The following is a 16,614-nucleotide window of genomic DNA, read 5'->3' on the forward strand; positions in this document are numbered from 1 at the left end:
TTTAGACGAGAGCAGGGTCGATGTCAGCTGCCTTCCCCCCCGATTCTGTTGGACTGGTCGTGCCTCAAGTGGCGCACTTCAGCGAGCCGCTGGCCCTGGCCTGCGGTCGCTCGCTGCCCGCCTACGACCTGATCTACGAAACCTATGGCCAACTGAACGCCACGGCGAGCAACGCCGTGCTGATCTGCCACGCCCTGTCCGGCCATCATCACGCCGCAGGCTTCCACAGCATTGACGAGCGCAAGCCCGGCTGGTGGGACAGCTGCATCGGCCCCGGCAAGCCCATCGACACCAACAAGTTCTTTGTGGTCAGCCTGAACAACCTCGGCGGCTGCAACGGCTCCACCGGCCCCAGCAGCCTCAACCCGGACACCGGCAAGCCGTTCGGCGCCGACTTCCCGGTATTGACCGTAGAAGACTGGGTGCACAGCCAGGCACGCCTGGCCGACCTGCTGGGCATCCAACAGTGGGCCGCCGTGATTGGCGGCAGCCTGGGCGGTATGCAGGCGCTGCAATGGACCATCACCTACCCGGACCGTGTGCGCCACTGCCTGGCTATCGCCTCGGCGCCCAAGCTGTCGGCGCAAAACATTGCCTTTAACGAAGTGGCGCGCCAGGCCATCCTCACTGACCCCGAATTCCACGGCGGTTCGTTCCAGGAAGCGGGCGTGATCCCCAAGCGTGGCCTGATGCTGGCGCGGATGGTCGGGCATATCACCTACCTGTCCGATGACTCAATGGGTGAGAAATTCGGTCGTGGCCTCAAGAGCGAAAAGCTCAACTATGACTTCCATAGCGTCGAATTCCAGGTGGAAAGCTACCTGCGCTATCAGGGTGAAGAATTCTCCGGGCGTTTTGATGCCAACACCTACCTGTTGATGACCAAGGCCCTGGACTACTTCGACCCGGCGGCCAACCATGACGACGACCTGGCAAAAACCTTCGAGCACGCCACGGCCAAGTTCTGCGTGATGTCATTCACCACCGACTGGCGCTTCTCACCGGCCCGCTCCCGTGAGCTGGTGGATGCCCTGATGGCCGCCAAGAAAGACGTCTGCTACCTGGAGATCGATGCACCGCAAGGCCACGACGCCTTCCTGATTCCGATCCCACGCTACCTGCAGGCGTTCAGTAACTACATGAACCGTATTTCGCTTGTGAGAACGCCATGAGAGCCGACCTGGAAATCATCCAAGACTGGATCCCCGCCGGCAGCCGCGTGCTCGACCTGGGCTGCGGCGATGGCGAATTGCTGAGCTGGCTGCGCGACAACAAGCAAGTCACCGGCTACGGCCTGGAGAACGACCCGGACAACATCGCCCAGTGCGTGGCCAAGGGCATCAACGTGATCGAGCAGGACCTGGACAAGGGCCTGGGCAACTTTGCCAGTAACAGCTTCGATATCGTAGTGATGACCCAGGCCCTGCAAGCGGTGCACTACCCGGATCGCATCCTCGACGAAATGCTGCGGGTCGGCCGCCAATGCATCATCACGTTTCCCAATTTCGGCCACTGGCGCTGCCGCTGGTACCTGGCCACCAAGGGCCGTATGCCGGTCTCGGATTTCCTGCCGTACACGTGGTACAACACGCCCAACATCCACTTCTGCACCTTCGAAGACTTCGAGGCGCTGTGTGGCGAGCGTGAAGCCAAGGTCATCAACCGACTTGCCGTCGATCAACAGCACCGCCACGGCTGGGCGAGTAAGCTATGGCCCAATCTGTTGGGCGAAATCGGTATTTACCGGGTCAGCAGCCCTGGCCTGACCGACCACAAAGTTGCCGTCTAATCATCTTCAAGAGGGACGTTCATGAGTCGTTTGGCTATTTTTCTATTGACCGCATGCCTGGGCGCCAGCGCCATGGCCGCCGACACTATCGACGCTAATCGCAAAAAAGACTTCGGCGATATCACCGTTCATTACAACACCTTCACCTCCAGCTTCCTGCCACCGGAGACCGCACAGAATGTTGGCGTGGTGCGCAGCAAGGAGAAGGGCCTGATCAATGTGACCGTGATCAAGGGCGTGGCCCCGGTCGCGGCCCAAGTGACGGGCACCATCAAGGACCTGGGCGGCAAGAGCGAGATCCTGACCTTCAAGCAAATCGAAGAGAAAGGCGGCATCAGCTATCTGGCGCCCTACTCGGTGACCCAGCGTGAATACAAGACGTTTACCATCAACGTTGAAACCGGTGGCAAGGCCCATGGTTTCCAATTCAACCAAGAACTGTTCCCGGCCGAATGATGAACCTTACTCAACTCGTACTGGCCAGCCATAACGCCGGCAAACTCAAAGAACTGCAGGCCATGCTCGGTGAGTCCGTGCAACTGCGTTCGATTGGCGAGTTCAGCCAGGTCGAACCGGAAGAAACCGGCCTGTCGTTCGTTGAAAACGCCATCCTCAAGGCGCGCAACGCGGCACGCATCTCCGGCCTGCCGGCCCTGGCGGATGACTCGGGCCTGGCGGTGGACTTTCTCGGCGGTGCGCCCGGCATTTATTCGGCGCGTTACGCCGACGGCAAGGGCGACGCCGCCAATAACGCCAAGCTGCTGGACGCTCTGAAGGATGTGCCCGACGCCGAGCGCGGCGCACAGTTCGTCTGCGTGCTGGCCCTGGTGCGCCATGCCGACGACCCGCTGCCGATCCTGTGCGAGGGCTTGTGGCACGGGCGCATCCTGCACGCGGCCAGCGGTGAACATGGCTTTGGTTATGACCCGCTGTTCTGGGTGCCGGAGCGCAATGTCTCCAGCGCCGAGCTGAGCCCGGCCGACAAAAACCAGATCAGCCACCGTGCCCGCGCCATGGCGTTGCTGCGCCAGCGTCTGGGCTTGAAATGACCCAGAACACCTCTGCGCAGCCGCTGATCCACGGCGGCGCGCAAACACCTCGGGCGGCCTTGCCTGTGTTGCCGCCTCTGGCGCTGTACATCCACATCCCGTGGTGCGTACGCAAATGCCCTTATTGCGACTTCAACTCCCACACCGCCAGTAAAGTACTGCCGGAAGAAGAGTACGTAGACGCCCTGCTGGCCGATCTCGATCAGGACCTGCACGCAGTCTACGGCCGCGAGTTGAGCTCGATCTTCTTCGGTGGCGGTACGCCGAGCCTGTTCAGCGCCGTTGCGTTGGGCCGCCTGCTTGAGGGTGTGCAAGCACGCATCCCGTTTGCCAGCGATATCGAGATCACTCTGGAAGCCAACCCGGGGACTTTCGAACAAGAGAAGTTCGTGGCGTACCGCAAGCTGGGGATCAACCGCCTGTCCATCGGCATCCAGAGCTTTCAGCAAGAAAAGCTCCAGGCCCTGGGCCGCATCCACAATGGTGACGAAGCCGTACGTGCCGCCGGCATGGCGCGCCAGGCCGGGTTCGATAACTTCAACCTGGACTTGATGCACGGCCTGCCCAACCAGTCCCTCGACGACGCCCTGGGCGACTTGCGCCAGGCCATTGCGCTCAAACCGACGCACCTGTCCTGGTACCAACTGACCCTGGAGCCCAACACCGTCTTCTGGAATCAGCCGCCGACGCTGCCCGAAGACGACACCCTGTGGGATATCCAGGAAGCCGGCCAGGCGCTGCTCGCCGAACACGGTTACGCCCAATATGAAGTGTCGGCTTACGCCCAACCAGGGCGACCGGCACGGCATAACCTGAATTACTGGAGCTTTGGCGACTTTATCGGCATCGGCGCCGGCGCCCACGGCAAGCTCAGCCACCCGGACGGGCGCATCGTGCGCACCTGGAAAACCCGTGCACCGAAGGACTACCTCAACCCGGCCAAGAGCTTCCAGGCCGGCGCGAAAGAACTGACCAACGATGAACTGCCGTTCGAGTTCCTGATGAACGCTTTGCGCCTGACCGAGGGCGTCGACGCCAGGCTCTACGCCGAACGCACCGGCCTTGACCTGGCCAGCCTCGACGAAGGCCGCCGCGAGGCAGAACAAAGTGGCCTAATGCAGGTCGAACCGTCACGCCTGGCGGCAACCGACCGCGGGCAACTCTTTCTCAATGACCTGTTGCAGACGTTTTTGAGCTGACGCTTTTTAAGGAAATCGAATGGATCTGGTACTCGACCTGCTCGCCACCGTATCCCGCTGGAGCCGTAGCAACCTGTCGGAAATCTCCCTGGCCCTGGTGGGTTGTTTGCTTGTGCTGTTCGGCGCCGATATCAAAGGCTGGGTGGAAGCACGCCTGGGCAACATTGCCGGCGCCTTGCGCGTGCCCTTGATGGCCCTGCTGTGCCTGATCGGCAGCGGCGCGGCGTTGATCTATGCGACGCCGTGGATTGTGCGCGGGTTGAGCCAGTTCAATAACTACAGCCTGGCGCCGGTGTTGATCGTGGTGCTGGTGTTGATTGGCGTGGTAGCAGACCGCCGCTGACCCAGCAGGCACTACAAAACACATGTGGGAGCTGGCTTGCCTGCGATACAGACACCTCGGTGTATCAGTGATACCGAGGTGATCCTATCGCAGGCAAGCCAGCTCCCACATTCGATTGCGTTTCAAGCGGATGACTGTTTAAGCCAGCTTCTCAAACTTCAAATCCCACACCCCATGCCCCAACCGCTCACCACGGCGTTCGAACTTGGTGATCGGCCGCTCGGCCGGGCGTGGCACGCATTTGCCGTCTTCGGCCAGGTTGCGGTAGCCGGGGGCGACGTTCATCACTTCCAGCATGTATTCCGCGTAGGGTTCCCAGTCGGTGGCCATGTGCAGGATGCCGCCCACTTTCAGCTTGCTGCGCACCAGTTCGGCGAAGGACGCCTGGACGATGCGGCGCTTGTGGTGACGAGCCTTGTGCCATGGGTCGGGGAAGAACAGCATCAGGCGGTCGAGGCTGTTGTCGGCGATACAGCGGTTGAGCACTTCAATCGCGTCGCAGTCGTAGACTCGCAGGTTGGTCAGGCCTTGGGTCAGCACGCCATTGAGTAATGCACCGACACCTGGACGGTGAACTTCCACACCGATGAAATCCTGCTCCGGCGCGGCAGCGGCCATCTCCAGCAGCGAATGGCCCATGCCGAAACCGATTTCCAGCGAACGCGGGGCCGAACGACCGAACACCTGGTCGTAATCCACCGGCGCGTCGGCCAGCGGCAACACAAACAGCGGTGTACCTTGTTCCAGGCCCTTTTGCTGGCCTTCGGTCATACGGCCGGCGCGCATCACAAAGCTCTTGATGCGGCGGTGCTTGGACTCGTCGCCGTCTTGCACAGTGTTCGGTGTTTCGTTTGATTCAGTCATCAATAGCTCTTACTTGATCAGACCATCCAGCGGCGAAGAGGCGCTGGCATAGAGTTTTTTCGGCATCCGCCCGGCGAGGTAGGCCAGGCGGCCCGCGACGATGGCGTGGTTCATGGCTTGGGCCATCATGACCGGCTGCTGGGCATGGGCGATGGCCGAGTTCATCAACACTGCGTCGCAACCCAGCTCCATGGCGATGGTTGCGTCGGAGGCTGTGCCTACGCCTGCGTCCACCAGCACGGGGATTTTGGCTTCTTCGAGGATGATTTGCAGGTTGTACGGGTTGCAGATGCCCAGGCCTGAACCGATCAGGCCGGCCAGTGGCATCACCGCGATGCAGCCGATTTCTGCCAGCTGGCGGGCAATGATCGGGTCATCGCTGGTGTAGACCATCACATCGAAGCCTTCCTTGACCAGGGTTTCGGCGGCCTTGAGGGTTTCGATCACATTGGGGAACAGGGTTTTCTGGTCGGCCAGCACTTCCAGCTTCACCAGGTTGTGGCCGTCGAGCAGCTCACGGGCCAGGCGGCAGGTGCGCACGGCTTCGATGGCGTCGTAGCAGCCAGCGGTGTTCGGCAGGAAGGTGTAACGCTGCGGCGACAGCACTTCGAGCAGGTTCGGCTCGCCCTCGATCTGGCCGAGGTTGGTGCGGCGTACGGCGAAGGTGACGATCTCGGCACCCGAGGCTTCGATGGCCAGGCGGGTTTCTTCCATGTCGCGGTATTTGCCGGTGCCGACCAGCAGACGGGACTGGTAGCTACGACCGGCCAGGACGAAAGGCTTGTCGCTACGAACGATGCTCATGGGAAATCCTCTGGTTGGATGAGGTTCTGCAGAATGCGTTGCGGCCGTGGCAGGCTAGCCGCCACCGATGGCGTGGACCACTTCGACCTGGTCGTTTTCTTTCAGCGAGGTCTCGGCGTGCTGGCTACGCGGGACGATATCCAGGTTGAGTTCCACTGCGACGCGACGCCCGGTCAAGTCCAGGCGGGTCAACAGGGCCGCGACGGTTTCACCGTCGGGCAGTTCAAAGGGTTCGCCGTTCAACTGAATGCGCATGCCACGGGCCGCCATCGTTTTTAGGGGCCCGCATTCTAGCGCGATTGGAACCTGAAGGTCAGCTCCAAGCGTCAGGCGGTCAAAGCTGCAAACGCCACGCCGCCAGGCCCAGGAAGAACCAGCCGAGCAGGAACGCCAGCCCGCCAAACGGCGTGATGATCCCCAGTTTACTGATGCCGGTCATCGTCAGCACATACAGGCTGCCCGAGAACAGCAGGATACCGACGGTAAACGAAATACCCGCCCAAGTGACCAGCCGGCCGGGAATATGCGCCGCCAGCAAGGCCACGCCGAACAGCGCCAGGGCATGCACCAACTGATAGGTCACACCGGTATGGAAGATCGCCAGGTAGTCGGAACTCAGGCGGTTTTTCAGGCCGTGGGCGGCGAAAGCGCCCAGCGCAACGCCGGTAAAGCCGAAAAAGGCAGCCAGCATCAGAAAGCTACGCAGCATGGGGAACTCCAGTCAGACTCATCGGGCAGGGTCTGTATAATGGCCCGCTCAACGGGTTCGGCCAAGCCATCTCTATGCTGCGTGTCCTCTTCAAACGCTTTCTCAACGTCGTGAAATGGTTTGCCATCGGCAGTGTGTTGCTGGTGCTGCTGTTTCGTGTGGTGCCGCCACCGTTCACTGCGCTGATGGTGGAGCGCAAGGTCGAGTCCTGGGTCGACGGTGAGCCTATCGACCTGCAACGCAGCTGGGTGCCATGGGATGAAATATCCGATGACCTGAAAGTGGCGGTGATGGCCGGTGAAGACCAGCGCTTCCCACAACATTGGGGTTTTGATTTCGGCGCGATCCAGGCGGCGATTCTGCACAACGAACGCGGCGGCTCGATTCGCGGTGCCAGCACCCTGAGCCAGCAAGTGTCGAAAAACCTGTTCCTGTGGGCCGGCCGCAGCTATTTGCGCAAGGGCCTGGAAGCGTGGTTTACCGGGTTGATCGAGGTGCTGTGGCCCAAGCAAAGGATTCTTGAGGTGTACCTCAACAGCGTGGAATGGGATGAGGGCGTGTTCGGCGCAGAGGCGGCGGCGCGACACCACTTTGGCGTGAGCGCCAAGGGGCTTTCGCGGCAGCAGGCCAGTTACCTGGCGGCGGTGTTGCCTAATCCACGGGTGTGGAGTGCCAGCCATCCGACCGCCTATGTGGCACGCAGGGCGGCATGGATTCGCCAGCAGATGAGTCAGTTGGGCGGGGATGCTTACCTGATGGAGCTGAACAACTCTCGAAAGGCACCCTGGTCCGACTGACACAATATGGGACCTGTGTGTGCTGGCTTGCCTGCGATAGCGGTGGGTCAGTAACCCATGCTTCAGCTGACACAGCCTCATCGCAGGCAAGCCAGCTCCCACATTAAACCGAGTTGGGCTTGAGACTTTTCGAACACATACAAAAATGCCCCGATCTTTCGACCGGGGCATTTTTTGTTCGCTGCGTTTTAAGCGGCGATCGACAACTTCAGCTTGTTCATTGCGCTTTTCTCAAGCTGACGAATCCGCTCGGCCGACACGTTGTACTTCTGCGCCAGGTCGTGCAGCGTGGCTTTTTCTTCTGCCAGCCAACGCTGGTAGAGAATGTCACGGCTGCGGTCGTCCAGCACTTCCAGCGCTTCGTGCAGGTTGTGGTTGGAGTTGTCGCTCCAGTCGGCGTCTTCCAGTTGACGCGCCGGGTCGTACCGGTGGTCTTCCAGGTAATTGGCCGGCGATTGGAAAGCGCTGTCGTCATCCGCTTCGGCGGCTGGGTCGAAGGCCATGTCATGGCCGGTCAGGCGGCTTTCCATCTCGCGCACTTCACGCGGCTCTACGCCGAGGCTTTCGGCCACGCGGTGGACTTCCTCGTTGTTCAGCCACGCCAGGCGTTTTTTCTGGCTGCGCAGGTTGAAGAACAGCTTGCGCTGAGCCTTGGTGGTCGCGACTTTCACGATGCGCCAGTTGCGCAGGATGAACTCGTGAATTTCCGCCTTGATCCAGTGCACGGCAAACGACACCAGGCGCACACCCATTTCAGGGTTGAAACGCTTCACTGCCTTCATCAGGCCAACATTGCCTTCCTGAATCAGGTCAGCCTGGGCCAAACCGTAGCCGCTATAGCTACGGGCGATATGTACGACAAAACGCAGGTGGGCGAGCACCATCTGCCGAGCCGCCCCCAAATCCTGCTCATAGTAGAGACTCTCGGCCAGTTCACGCTCCTGCTCGGGCGTCAGCAATGGAATGCTGTTGACCGTGTGCACATAGGCCTCCAGGTTCGCACCCGGGACCAAGGCATAAGCAGGTTGCAAAGAAGTGGTCATACGAAAAAACCTCCGACTCACATAACTCGTGCAGTTCAGCACTGCGAAAATTGACCTGGGAACCGTAGGACAAGTTCCCTAAACCGCTGATACGGTCAATACAAACGAAACCACATTAATCTGGCATTAACTACTTCGGCGCCAGCTCACGTAAATGCCGTGCCACCGCAATCCAGGCACCGATATACCCCAACAAGACCGCGCCAAGCAAGAGACTCAGACCATCGGCTACCGGCACACCGGCCAGGGCAAAGTCACTGCCATACAAACCGGCCAGCCCGACAACCGCGTCGTTCAGCCAATTCAGGCCAAACGCCAGTACGCCCCAGGACAACACCCCGGCACCCAGGCCATACAGCGCGCCCATGTACAGGAAAGGCCGACGCACATAGCTGTCTGTGCCGCCCACCAGTTTAATCACTTCTATCTCGGTGCGACGGTTTTCAATATGAAGACGAATGGTATTACCTATCACCAAAAGTAATGCAGACACTAATAACACCGTCAGGCCGAACACAAAGCGGTCACCCAGCTTGAGGATTGCGGCCAGGCGCTCTACCCAGACTAGATCAAGTTGGGCCTGTTGCACCTTCGGCATCTCTGCGAGTTTTTGTCGCAGGGCCTCCAGCGCTGGCTTGTCGACTTCGTTCGGCGTTACCAGCACCACGCCCGGCAGCGGGTTCTGCGGCAGCTCCTTGAGCGCCTCACCCAGGCCGGATTGCTGCTGGAACTCTTCGAGGGCCTGGTCGCGGCTGATGTACTCGGCCTCGGCTACCCCCGGGATGTTCTTGATGTCGTCACGCAGCGCTTCGCCTTCCTTGCTGCTGGTGTCCAGGTTCAGGTACAGCGAAATCTGCGCCGCCCGCTGCCAGGAACCGCCCAGGCGCTCCACATTATTAAGCAACAGCGACAAGCCCATCGGCAGGCTCAAGGCCACGGCCATGACCAGGCAGGTGAAAAAGCTGCCGATCGGCTGCTTGCCCAGGCGACGCAGGCTGTCCAGCAGGCTGGCGCGATGACTTTCGATCCAGGCGTGCAGCAGGGTGCCGAAGTCCGGGCCGTCGTCTTCGTCGCGTTTTTTCTTCGGCGGTTGCGGATCGGCAGGCTTGGGTGCCACGCGTTCGGATACTTTTGGGCTACGGGTAGCACTCATACACCAGCCTCCCCATCACCGATCAGGCGGCCGCGCTGCAGGGTCAACATGCGATGGCGCATACGGGCGATCAGGGCCAGGTCGTGGCTGGCGATCAATACGCTGGTACCCAGGCGGTTGATGTCTTCGAACACCCCCATGATCTCGGCCGCCAGACGCGGGTCGAGGTTACCGGTGGGTTCGTCCGCCAGCAGCAAGGCCGGGCGGTGCACGATGGCGCGGGCAATACCGACGCGCTGTTGCTGACCGGTGGACAGATCCCCCGGGTAAAGATCGGTCTTGTCCGACAACGCCACGCGCTCCAGCGCCGAATCCACGCGCTTGACGATTTCGGCTTTGGACAGCCCGAGAATCTGCAGCGGCAGCGCGATGTTGTTGAACACCGTGCGATCGAACAGCAACTGGTGGTTCTGGAACACTACGCCGATCTGGCGGCGCAGAAACGGAATTTGCGCATTGCTGATGGTAGCCAGGTCCTGGCCCGCCAGCAGCAACTTGCCGGTGGTCGGGCGTTCCATGGCCAGCAACAGGCGCAACAGCGTGCTTTTGCCAGCGCCCGAGTGGCCGGTGACAAACAAAAACTCGCCGCGACGCACGCGAAAGCTCAGCTCATGAAGGCCCACATGCCCGTTGGCATAGCGTTTACCGACCTGTTCGAATCGAATCATGAACGCTCCCGCTCGGCAAACAGTGCCTGTACAAAGGGTTCGGCTTCAAAAGTGCGCAGGTCGTCGATGCCTTCACCGACACCGATATAGCGAATCGGCAACCCGAACTGTTTGGCCAGGGCGAAAATCACACCGCCCTTGGCCGTGCCGTCGAGCTTAGTCAATGCCAGGCCGGTCAGCTGCACCGTCTGGTTGAATTGCTTGGCCTGGCTGATGGCGTTCTGGCCAGTACCGGCGTCGAGGACCAGCAAGACTTCGTGCGGCGCGTCGGCGTCGAGCTTGCTGATCACACGGCGGACTTTCTTCAGCTCTTCCATCAGGTTGTCTTTGGTGTGCAGGCGACCGGCGGTGTCGGCGATCAGCACGTCGATGTTACGGGCCTTGGCGGCCTGCACGGCATCGAAGATCACCGAAGCCGAGTCGGCGCCGGTGTGCTGGGCGATCACCGGGATCTTGTTGCGCTCGCCCCATACCTGCAACTGCTCGACGGCGGCGGCACGGAAGGTGTCACCGGCAGCGAGCATGACTTTCTTGCCCTCGCCTTGCAGCTTCTTGGCCAGCTTGCCGATCGTGGTGGTTTTGCCCGCGCCGTTGACGCCGACCACCAGGATCACGAACGGCTTGTTCGGAGTGATCACCAGCGGCGCTTCCACGGGTTTGAGCATTGCAGCCAGTTCGGCCTGCAAGGATTTGTACAACGCATCGGCGTCGGTCAGTTGCTTGCGCGCGACCTTTTGGGTCAGGCTCTGGATGATCACCGCGGTGGCTTCGACACCCACATCGGCGGTGAGCAAGCGGGTTTCGATGTCTTCCAGCAGTTCGTCGTCAATGACCTTCTTGCCCAGAAACAGGCTGGCCATGCCTTCGCCGATGCTGGCGCTGGTCTTGCTCAGGCCCTGCTTGAGGCGGGCGAAGAAGCCGGTTTTACTGGTTTCGGCAGGCGCGACAGGTACAGCGGGCACGGCAGGCTCTTGGATGACCGCAGGCGCGGCAACGACAGCAGGAGCTTCAACCGGGGTTTGCACCGCAGGTGGCGTCTGGACAACCACCTCGACCGGTGGCGCCACAGGAATGGGCGGCGTCACGTGTTCAGCCTGTACATCTTCAACCAGTGCCACCGGCTCTTCGGCTACCGGCAGTTCCAGCCAGGGCTTGTGCTCAGGCTCTGGCTCAGGCTCAGGCTCGGGTTCTGCCTCGACCACCGGCTGCAATACCGGCTCCGCGATGGGCAACACCACCGGCGCCGGGGTCTCGGCAACCGGCTCGGCTTCTACTACAGGTTCAGGGATAGGTTCAGCTTGAACCTGCGGCTGTTCGACGACGGTTTCCTGCGGCTTTTTGCGCAGCCATCCGAACAGGCCTTTCTTCTCGCCAGCCGCAGCTGGGGTCTTCTTGTCGTCGTTGGAACCAAACATGGAGACGGCTATCTCAAGGTAGCGACGCGCCAGGGGGCGCTTCGGTAAATAAAATTCGATGCGTAACAGACTGTTTTTTAGCCAGCTCGTTCATGCGCAACATTTTGTAAGGCCTAAATAGAGCCTCAACAAGACAGCCGCAGTGGCCGTCCTTAAGTCGGACCAGTATCCTAGCACCTCCTCGCCCGCCGACGCTAAGACCAAGCGGGCAGCCCAACAGGTTTAAAAACGAATGAATGCTCTAGCCCGCCGCGCCGCAGGCCTGCTGTTCAGCACAGTTTGTCTGCCTCTTTCAGCCTTGGCTGCCGATCCCCAACCCACTCACGAGTTCACCCTGGACAACGGCCTGAAGGTCGTCGTGCGCGAAGATCATCGCGCGCCAGTGGTGGTTTCCCAGGTCTGGTACAAGGTGGGTTCAAGCTACGAAACCCCGGGCCAGACCGGTTTGTCCCACGCCCTTGAACACATGATGTTCAAAGGCAGCGCCAAGGTCGGCCCCGGCGAAGCCTCGCTGATCCTGCGTGACCTGGGCGCCGAAGAAAACGCGTTCACCAGCGATGACTACACCGCGTATTACCAGGTACTGGCCCGCGACCGCCTGGGCGTGGCCTTTGAGCTGGAAGCCGACCGCATGGCCAGCCTGCGCCTGCCGGCCGACGAGTTCAGCCGCGAGATCGAGGTGATCAAGGAAGAACGCCGCCTGCGCACCGACGACAACCCGATGTCCAAGGCCTACGAGCGCTTCAAGGCCATGGCCTTCCCCGCCAGCGGCTACCACACGCCGACCATCGGCTGGATGGCTGACCTTGAGCGCATGAAGGTCGAGGAACTGCGCCACTGGTACCAATCCTGGTATGTGCCGAACAACGCCACCCTGGTGGTGGTCGGCGATGTGACCCCGGACGAGGTGAAAAGCCTGGCCCAGCGTTACTTCGGCCCGATCCCCAAGCGTGATGTGCCACCGGCGAAGATCCCACTGGAGCTGGCCGAACCCGGCGAGCGCCTGCTGACCCTGCGGGTGCAGACCCAACTGCCGAGCGTGTTCCTGGGCTTCAACGTACCCGGCCTGGCCACTGCCGAAGACAAGCGCTCGGTGCAAGCCCTGCGCTTGATCTCGGCCCTGCTGGACGGCGGCTACAGTGCACGTATCTCCGAGCAGCTGGAGCGTGGCGAGGAGCTGGTATCCGCCGCGTCCACCAACTATGACGCTTATACCCGTGGCGATACGCTGTTCATGCTCTCGGCCACACCCAATCAGCAGAAGAAAAAAACCATCGCCCAAGCCGAAGCCGGCCTGTGGCGCCTGCTTGATGAGCTGAAGGCCAAACCACCCACTGCCGAAGAATTGGAGCGCATCCGTGCCCAGGTCATTGCCGGCCTGGTGTACCAGCGCGATTCCATCACCAGCCAGGCCACGGCCATCGGCTCCCTGGAAACCGTCGGCCTGTCCTGGAAACTGATGGACACCGAACTGGCCGACCTGCAAAGCGTGACGCCGGAAGATATCCAGAAAGCCGCGCGCACCTACTTCACCCGCGAACGTCTGAGCGTCGCCCATGTTTTGCCTGAGGAGACCGCTCATGAGTAATCGTAAAAGCATGATCCTGCCCGGCCTGATCGCAGTCACCCTGATGGCAGCCAGCGCCGTGTATTTCCTGCGCCCGAGCGAGTCGGTTGCCAGCCCGGCCCTGGAAAAGGCCCAATCGGCCAGCACCCTGCAATCGCTGACGGAACTGGACGGCAAGGCGCCGACCAACCGCAAGCTCGATGTGCAGACCTGGACCACCGCCGAAGGCGCCAAGGTGCTGTTTGTCGAAGCCCATGAACTGCCGATGTTCGACATGCGCATCCTGTTCGCCGCCGGCAGCAGCCAGGATGGCGACACGCCAGGCCTGGCACTGATGACCAACGCCATGCTCAACGAAGGCGTGCCGGGCAAGGATGTCAGCCAGATCGCCAGTGGCTTTGAGGGCCTGGGCGCCGACTTCGGCAATGGTGCCTACCGCGACATGGCGCTGGTCACCCTGCGCAGCCTGAGCGACAACGATAAGCGTACCGCCGCCCTGGCCCTGTTCGACCAGGTGATTGGCCAGCCGACGTTCCCGGCGGATTCCCTGGCGCGGATCAAAAACCAGATCCTGGCCGGTTTCGAGTACCAGAAACAGAACCCCGGCAAACTGGCGAGCATCGAGCTGTTCAAGCGTCTGTACGGCGACCATCCTTACGCGCATCCGAGCGAAGGCACCCCAGAAAGCGTGCCGAAGATTACCCTGGCACAACTGCAGGCGTTCCATGCCAAAGCTTATGCGGCGGGCAATGCGGTGATTGCGGTCGTCGGCGACCTGACCCGTGCAGAAGCCGAGGCCATGACGGCCAAAGTGTCGGCATCGCTGCCCAAAGGCCCGGCCATGGCCAAGATCGCTCAACCGACCGAGCCAAAAGCCGGCCTGAGCCGTATCGAGTTTCCGTCCAAGCAAACCCACCTGCTGTTTGCGCAATTGGGCATCGACCGCGCCGACCCGGACTACGCAGCACTGTCCCTGGGCAACCAGATCCTTGGCGGCGGAGGCTTCGGCACCCGCTTGATGAGCGAGGTGCGTGAAAAACGCGGCCTGACCTACGGCGTGTACTCCGGCTTCTCGCCGATGCAGGTGCGCGGCCCGTTCATGATCAACCTGCAGACCCGCGCCGAAATGAGCGGCGGCACCCTGCGCCTGGTTGAGGATGTACTGGCTGATTACCTCAAGAACGGCCCAACACAAAAAGAACTGGACGACGCCAAGCGCGAACTGGCCGGCAGCTTCCCGCTGTCCACCGCCAGCAACGCCGATATCGTCGGGCAGCTGGGCGCCATGGGTTTTTACAACCTGCCGCTGAGCTATCTGGAAGATTTCATGAAACAATCCCAGGCCCTGACCGTAGAGCAGGTCAAGGCTGCAATGAACAAACACTTGAGCGCCGACAAGATGGTCATCGTGACCGCCGGCCCGACGATTGCGCAAAAGCCACTACCGCCCCCCACTGATAAACCTGCCGAGCAGCCGCTCGGGGTTCCGGAGCATTAATGGCCAGTTCATCTCGCCCGAAAAAACCTGTCCACAACGTGCATAACGGTGTGGGCCAACTGCGCATCATTGGCGGTGAATGGGGCAGCCGCAAGCTGAGCTTCCCCGACGTCGTGGGCCTGCGCCCGACGCCCGATCGCGTGCGTGAAACCCTGTTCAACTGGCTTGCGCCTTACATCGGCGGAGCCAAGGTGCTGGACCCGTTTGCGGGCAGTGGCGCGCTGTTCCTGGAGGCGCTGTCCCGTGGCGCGGCCCAGGGCCAGGCGCTGGACGCCAGCAATGTGGCGGTGTCCAGCCTCAAGGAGCACCTGGGCACGTTGCGTTGCACCACCGGCCAGGTGCAGACGGCCGACGCGCTGCGCTACCTGGAAACCCAGGCGGCCACTGAATACGACGTAGTGTTCCTCGACCCGCCGTTCAACCAGAACCTGTTGCCGACTGTGTGTGCCTTGCTCGAAGAACGCCAATGGCTGGCGCCCGATGCCTGGATCTACACTGAAAGCGAGACCGCGCCGTCCACGCTCGGCCTGCCGGGCAGCTGGCGCCTGCACCGGGAGCAGAAGTCCGGGCGGGTGTATTACGCGCTGTGGCATCGCTCCCTGTAGGAGCACGCTTGCACGCGAAGGTCGAACAGGCGACACGGGCTGTCTGATAGCGCTGCGTTATCGTTAACGTTTTTCGCGAGCAAGCTCGCTCCTACATGGCAGCGGGAAATTCATGATTCCATCGACAGACCGCTTCAAACCCGCCTTCGGCCTCGGCAACCCCCACTTGCAGACACTGTGGGGGCCGCTGTGGCGTCCGACGACCCACATCGAACGCCAACGCGAGCGCCTGTGGCTGGACGACGGCGATTTTCTCGACCTCGACTGGCACGGGCCCCATGACGTGCAAGCGCCTTTGGTGCTGGTGTTGCATGGGCTGACCGGCTCGTCCAATTCGCCCTATGTGGCCGGCCTGCAAAAAGTCCTCGCGGCCCAAGGCTGGGCCAGTGCAGCGCTGAACTGGCGTGGTTGCTCCGGCGAACCCAACCTGCTGGCTCGCAGTTATCACTCCGGTGCCAGTGAAGATCTGGCGGCGGCGATTACTCATCTGCGCGCCAAGCGACCATTGGCACCTTTGTATGCGGTGGGTTATTCCCTGGGTGGCAATGTATTGCTCAAACACTTGGGGGAAACCGGCGAGGCTTCGGGGCTGCAAGGCGCAGCGGCGGTGTCGGTGCCGTTTCGCCTGGATCAATGCGCGGATCGCATTGGGCTGGGGTTCTCGCGGGTGTATCAGAAGCACTTCATGCGCGAGATGCTGGCGTATATCCGCGTCAAGCAACGCCAATTCCTGCAGGACGGTCGTGAGGATGGGCTCAAAACCCTGGAGGCCCTTGGCTCTCTGGAAAAGATGCGCACGTTCTGGGACTTCGACGGGCGGGTAACCGCGCCGCTGCACGGTTTCTTGAGTGCCGAGGATTACTATCGCCGCGCCTCCAGTCGCTATTACCTGGGCGGTATCCGCACGCCGACGCTGATTATCCAGGCGGCTGATGATCCGTTTGTGTTTGCGCACAGCTTGCCTGACGCCAGTGAGCTGTCGGCCTGCACCGAGTTCGAGTTGCTGGCCAAGGGCGGGCATGTGGGGTTTGTGGAGGGTTCGCTGAAGCGCCCTGGTTACTACCTGGAGCGCCGGATCCCGCAGTGGCTCCAGACCCAATACGGTCAATAG

19 protein-coding genes are annotated in these 16,614 nt (G+C 61.3%); 11 read left to right on the plus strand and 8 right to left on the minus strand.

Annotated features, from left to right (window positions below):
• The first annotated feature begins 20 nt into the window (after window positions 1-20).
• Genes metX through JFT63_RS13425 form a run of 6 tightly spaced genes read left to right on the plus strand, consistent with a single transcriptional unit; the run spans window position 21 to window position 4,380 of the window.
• A complete protein-coding gene (gene metX / locus JFT63_RS13400; RefSeq protein ID WP_057702115.1) occupies window positions 21-1,172 on the plus strand; it encodes a homoserine O-succinyltransferase MetX in 1,152 nt (383 codons plus the stop codon).
• Window positions 1,169-1,789, plus strand: a complete 621-nt coding sequence (metW, locus tag JFT63_RS13405; protein ID WP_005792273.1) for a methionine biosynthesis protein MetW — start codon at window positions 1,169-1,171, stop codon at window positions 1,787-1,789. The genes metX and metW overlap by 4 nt, the downstream gene beginning before the upstream one ends.
• 21 nt (window positions 1,790-1,810) lie before the next feature.
• On the plus strand, window positions 1,811-2,245 hold the full coding sequence (locus JFT63_RS13410) for a DUF4426 domain-containing protein (RefSeq protein WP_005792275.1): 435 nt from the start codon (window positions 1,811-1,813) through the stop codon (window positions 2,243-2,245).
• Window positions 2,242-2,838 carry an RdgB/HAM1 family non-canonical purine NTP pyrophosphatase gene (gene rdgB, locus JFT63_RS13415; RefSeq protein WP_005792276.1) on the plus strand — a complete coding sequence of 199 codons (597 nt, stop codon included), beginning with the start codon at window positions 2,242-2,244 and terminating at the stop codon, window positions 2,836-2,838. The genes JFT63_RS13410 and rdgB overlap by 4 nt, the downstream gene beginning before the upstream one ends.
• The gene (gene hemW, locus JFT63_RS13420; protein ID WP_057702114.1) at window positions 2,835-4,037 is read left to right on the plus strand and encodes a radical SAM family heme chaperone HemW; all 1,203 of its coding nucleotides are present in this window, start codon (window positions 2,835-2,837) and stop codon (window positions 4,035-4,037) included. The genes rdgB and hemW overlap by 4 nt, the downstream gene beginning before the upstream one ends.
• A gap of 19 nt (window positions 4,038-4,056) precedes the next feature.
• Complete coding sequence (locus JFT63_RS13425; RefSeq protein WP_005792278.1) at window positions 4,057-4,380, plus strand: DUF3392 domain-containing protein; 324 nt, start codon at window positions 4,057-4,059, stop codon at window positions 4,378-4,380.
• Window positions 4,381-4,518: 138 nt separating this feature from the next.
• Here the strand turns inward: JFT63_RS13425 and trmB are convergent, their stop codons facing one another.
• From trmB to JFT63_RS13445, 4 genes are all read right to left on the minus strand, one after another.
• Complete coding sequence (gene trmB, locus JFT63_RS13430) at window positions 4,519-5,244, minus strand: tRNA (guanosine(46)-N7)-methyltransferase TrmB (protein WP_186561578.1); 726 nt, start codon at window positions 5,242-5,244, stop codon at window positions 4,519-4,521.
• Between the two features lie 9 nt (window positions 5,245-5,253).
• Window positions 5,254-6,048 carry a thiazole synthase gene (locus tag JFT63_RS13435; protein ID WP_198844135.1) on the minus strand — a complete coding sequence of 265 codons (795 nt, stop codon included), beginning with the start codon at window positions 6,046-6,048 and terminating at the stop codon, window positions 5,254-5,256.
• Window positions 6,049-6,102: 54 nt separating this feature from the next.
• Window positions 6,103-6,303: a sulfur carrier protein ThiS gene (gene thiS / locus JFT63_RS13440; protein WP_032878918.1), complete on the minus strand. Its 201-nt coding sequence runs from the start codon at window positions 6,301-6,303 to the stop codon at window positions 6,103-6,105.
• Window positions 6,304-6,382: 79 nt separating this feature from the next.
• Window positions 6,383-6,757, minus strand: a complete 375-nt coding sequence (locus JFT63_RS13445) for a DUF423 domain-containing protein (RefSeq protein WP_057702111.1) — start codon at window positions 6,755-6,757, stop codon at window positions 6,383-6,385.
• Between the two features lie 74 nt (window positions 6,758-6,831).
• Here JFT63_RS13445 and mtgA point away from each other — a divergent pair, with 74 nt between their 5' ends.
• A complete protein-coding gene (mtgA, locus tag JFT63_RS13450) occupies window positions 6,832-7,554 on the plus strand; it encodes a monofunctional biosynthetic peptidoglycan transglycosylase (protein ID WP_198844136.1) in 723 nt (240 codons plus the stop codon).
• Between the two features lie 188 nt (window positions 7,555-7,742).
• Here mtgA and rpoH read toward each other — a convergent pair whose 3' ends face one another.
• The 4 genes from rpoH to ftsY all read right to left on the minus strand — a co-directional run bounded on the left by rpoH (window position 7,743) and on the right by ftsY (window position 11,833).
• Entirely contained in the window at window positions 7,743-8,597 is an 855-nt protein-coding gene (gene rpoH / locus JFT63_RS13455) for an RNA polymerase sigma factor RpoH (protein WP_003176698.1), read from the minus strand.
• A gap of 130 nt (window positions 8,598-8,727) precedes the next feature.
• Window positions 8,728-9,750 (minus strand): permease-like cell division protein FtsX, encoded by a 1,023-nt coding sequence (gene ftsX, locus JFT63_RS13460; protein ID WP_057702109.1) that lies wholly within the window; start codon window positions 9,748-9,750, stop codon window positions 8,728-8,730.
• Window positions 9,747-10,418, minus strand: a complete 672-nt coding sequence (gene ftsE, locus JFT63_RS13465) for a cell division ATP-binding protein FtsE (RefSeq protein ID WP_003213784.1) — start codon at window positions 10,416-10,418, stop codon at window positions 9,747-9,749. The genes ftsX and ftsE overlap by 4 nt, the downstream gene beginning before the upstream one ends.
• A complete protein-coding gene (gene ftsY, locus JFT63_RS13470) occupies window positions 10,415-11,833 on the minus strand; it encodes a signal recognition particle-docking protein FtsY (RefSeq protein ID WP_186561584.1) in 1,419 nt (472 codons plus the stop codon). Before ftsY ends, ftsE begins: the two co-directional genes overlap by 4 nt.
• 232 nt (window positions 11,834-12,065) lie before the next feature.
• Between ftsY and JFT63_RS13475 the strand changes: the two genes are divergently transcribed.
• The 4 genes from JFT63_RS13475 to JFT63_RS13490 all read left to right on the plus strand — a co-directional run bounded on the left by JFT63_RS13475 (window position 12,066) and on the right by JFT63_RS13490 (window position 16,614).
• Window positions 12,066-13,421 carry a M16 family metallopeptidase gene (locus tag JFT63_RS13475; protein WP_198844137.1) on the plus strand — a complete coding sequence of 452 codons (1,356 nt, stop codon included), beginning with the start codon at window positions 12,066-12,068 and terminating at the stop codon, window positions 13,419-13,421.
• Complete coding sequence (locus tag JFT63_RS13480; protein WP_198844138.1) at window positions 13,414-14,898, plus strand: M16 family metallopeptidase; 1,485 nt, start codon at window positions 13,414-13,416, stop codon at window positions 14,896-14,898. Before JFT63_RS13475 ends, JFT63_RS13480 begins: the two co-directional genes overlap by 8 nt.
• Window positions 14,898-15,503, plus strand: coding sequence for a 16S rRNA (guanine(966)-N(2))-methyltransferase RsmD (gene rsmD, locus JFT63_RS13485; RefSeq protein WP_057702105.1), 606 nt, complete (start codon window positions 14,898-14,900; stop codon window positions 15,501-15,503). The genes JFT63_RS13480 and rsmD overlap by 1 nt, the downstream gene beginning before the upstream one ends.
• Before the next feature lie 112 nt (window positions 15,504-15,615).
• Window positions 15,616-16,614 (plus strand): hydrolase, encoded by a 999-nt coding sequence (locus JFT63_RS13490; RefSeq protein WP_198706605.1) that lies wholly within the window; start codon window positions 15,616-15,618, stop codon window positions 16,612-16,614.

Source organism: Pseudomonas sp. MF7453, assembly GCF_016405455.1.
GTDB classification, from domain to species: Bacteria; Pseudomonadota; Gammaproteobacteria; order Pseudomonadales; family Pseudomonadaceae; genus Aquipseudomonas; species Aquipseudomonas paralactis.

What these genes read in the sequence shown, in the direction of transcription:
- metX (WP_057702115.1), top strand. Translation starts at nt 21, where the DNA reads ATGTCAGCTGCCTTCCCCCCCGATTCTGTTGGACTGGTCGTGCCTCAA.
- metW (WP_005792273.1), top strand. Translation starts at nt 1,169, where the DNA reads ATGAGAGCCGACCTGGAAATCATCCAAGACTGGATCCCCGCCGGCAGC.
- JFT63_RS13410 (WP_005792275.1), top strand. Translation starts at nt 1,811, where the DNA reads ATGAGTCGTTTGGCTATTTTTCTATTGACCGCATGCCTGGGCGCCAGC.
- rdgB (WP_005792276.1), top strand. Translation starts at nt 2,242, where the DNA reads ATGATGAACCTTACTCAACTCGTACTGGCCAGCCATAACGCCGGCAAA.
- hemW (WP_057702114.1), top strand. Translation starts at nt 2,835, where the DNA reads ATGACCCAGAACACCTCTGCGCAGCCGCTGATCCACGGCGGCGCGCAA.
- JFT63_RS13425 (WP_005792278.1), top strand. Translation starts at nt 4,057, where the DNA reads ATGGATCTGGTACTCGACCTGCTCGCCACCGTATCCCGCTGGAGCCGT.
- trmB (WP_186561578.1), bottom strand. Translation starts at nt 5,244, where the DNA reads ATGACTGAATCAAACGAAACACCGAACACTGTGCAAGACGGCGACGAG.
- JFT63_RS13435 (WP_198844135.1), bottom strand. Translation starts at nt 6,048, where the DNA reads ATGAGCATCGTTCGTAGCGACAAGCCTTTCGTCCTGGCCGGTCGTAGC.
- thiS (WP_032878918.1), bottom strand. Translation starts at nt 6,303, where the DNA reads ATGCGCATTCAGTTGAACGGCGAACCCTTTGAACTGCCCGACGGTGAA.
- JFT63_RS13445 (WP_057702111.1), bottom strand. Translation starts at nt 6,757, where the DNA reads ATGCTGCGTAGCTTTCTGATGCTGGCTGCCTTTTTCGGCTTTACCGGC.
- mtgA (WP_198844136.1), top strand. Translation starts at nt 6,832, where the DNA reads ATGCTGCGTGTCCTCTTCAAACGCTTTCTCAACGTCGTGAAATGGTTT.
- rpoH (WP_003176698.1), bottom strand. Translation starts at nt 8,597, where the DNA reads ATGACCACTTCTTTGCAACCTGCTTATGCCTTGGTCCCGGGTGCGAAC.
- ftsX (WP_057702109.1), bottom strand. Translation starts at nt 9,750, where the DNA reads ATGAGTGCTACCCGTAGCCCAAAAGTATCCGAACGCGTGGCACCCAAG.
- ftsE (WP_003213784.1), bottom strand. Translation starts at nt 10,418, where the DNA reads ATGATTCGATTCGAACAGGTCGGTAAACGCTATGCCAACGGGCATGTG.
- ftsY (WP_186561584.1), bottom strand. Translation starts at nt 11,833, where the DNA reads ATGTTTGGTTCCAACGACGACAAGAAGACCCCAGCTGCGGCTGGCGAG.
- JFT63_RS13475 (WP_198844137.1), top strand. Translation starts at nt 12,066, where the DNA reads ATGAATGCTCTAGCCCGCCGCGCCGCAGGCCTGCTGTTCAGCACAGTT.
- JFT63_RS13480 (WP_198844138.1), top strand. Translation starts at nt 13,414, where the DNA reads ATGAGTAATCGTAAAAGCATGATCCTGCCCGGCCTGATCGCAGTCACC.
- rsmD (WP_057702105.1), top strand. Translation starts at nt 14,898, where the DNA reads ATGGCCAGTTCATCTCGCCCGAAAAAACCTGTCCACAACGTGCATAAC.
- JFT63_RS13490 (WP_198706605.1), top strand. Translation starts at nt 15,616, where the DNA reads ATGATTCCATCGACAGACCGCTTCAAACCCGCCTTCGGCCTCGGCAAC.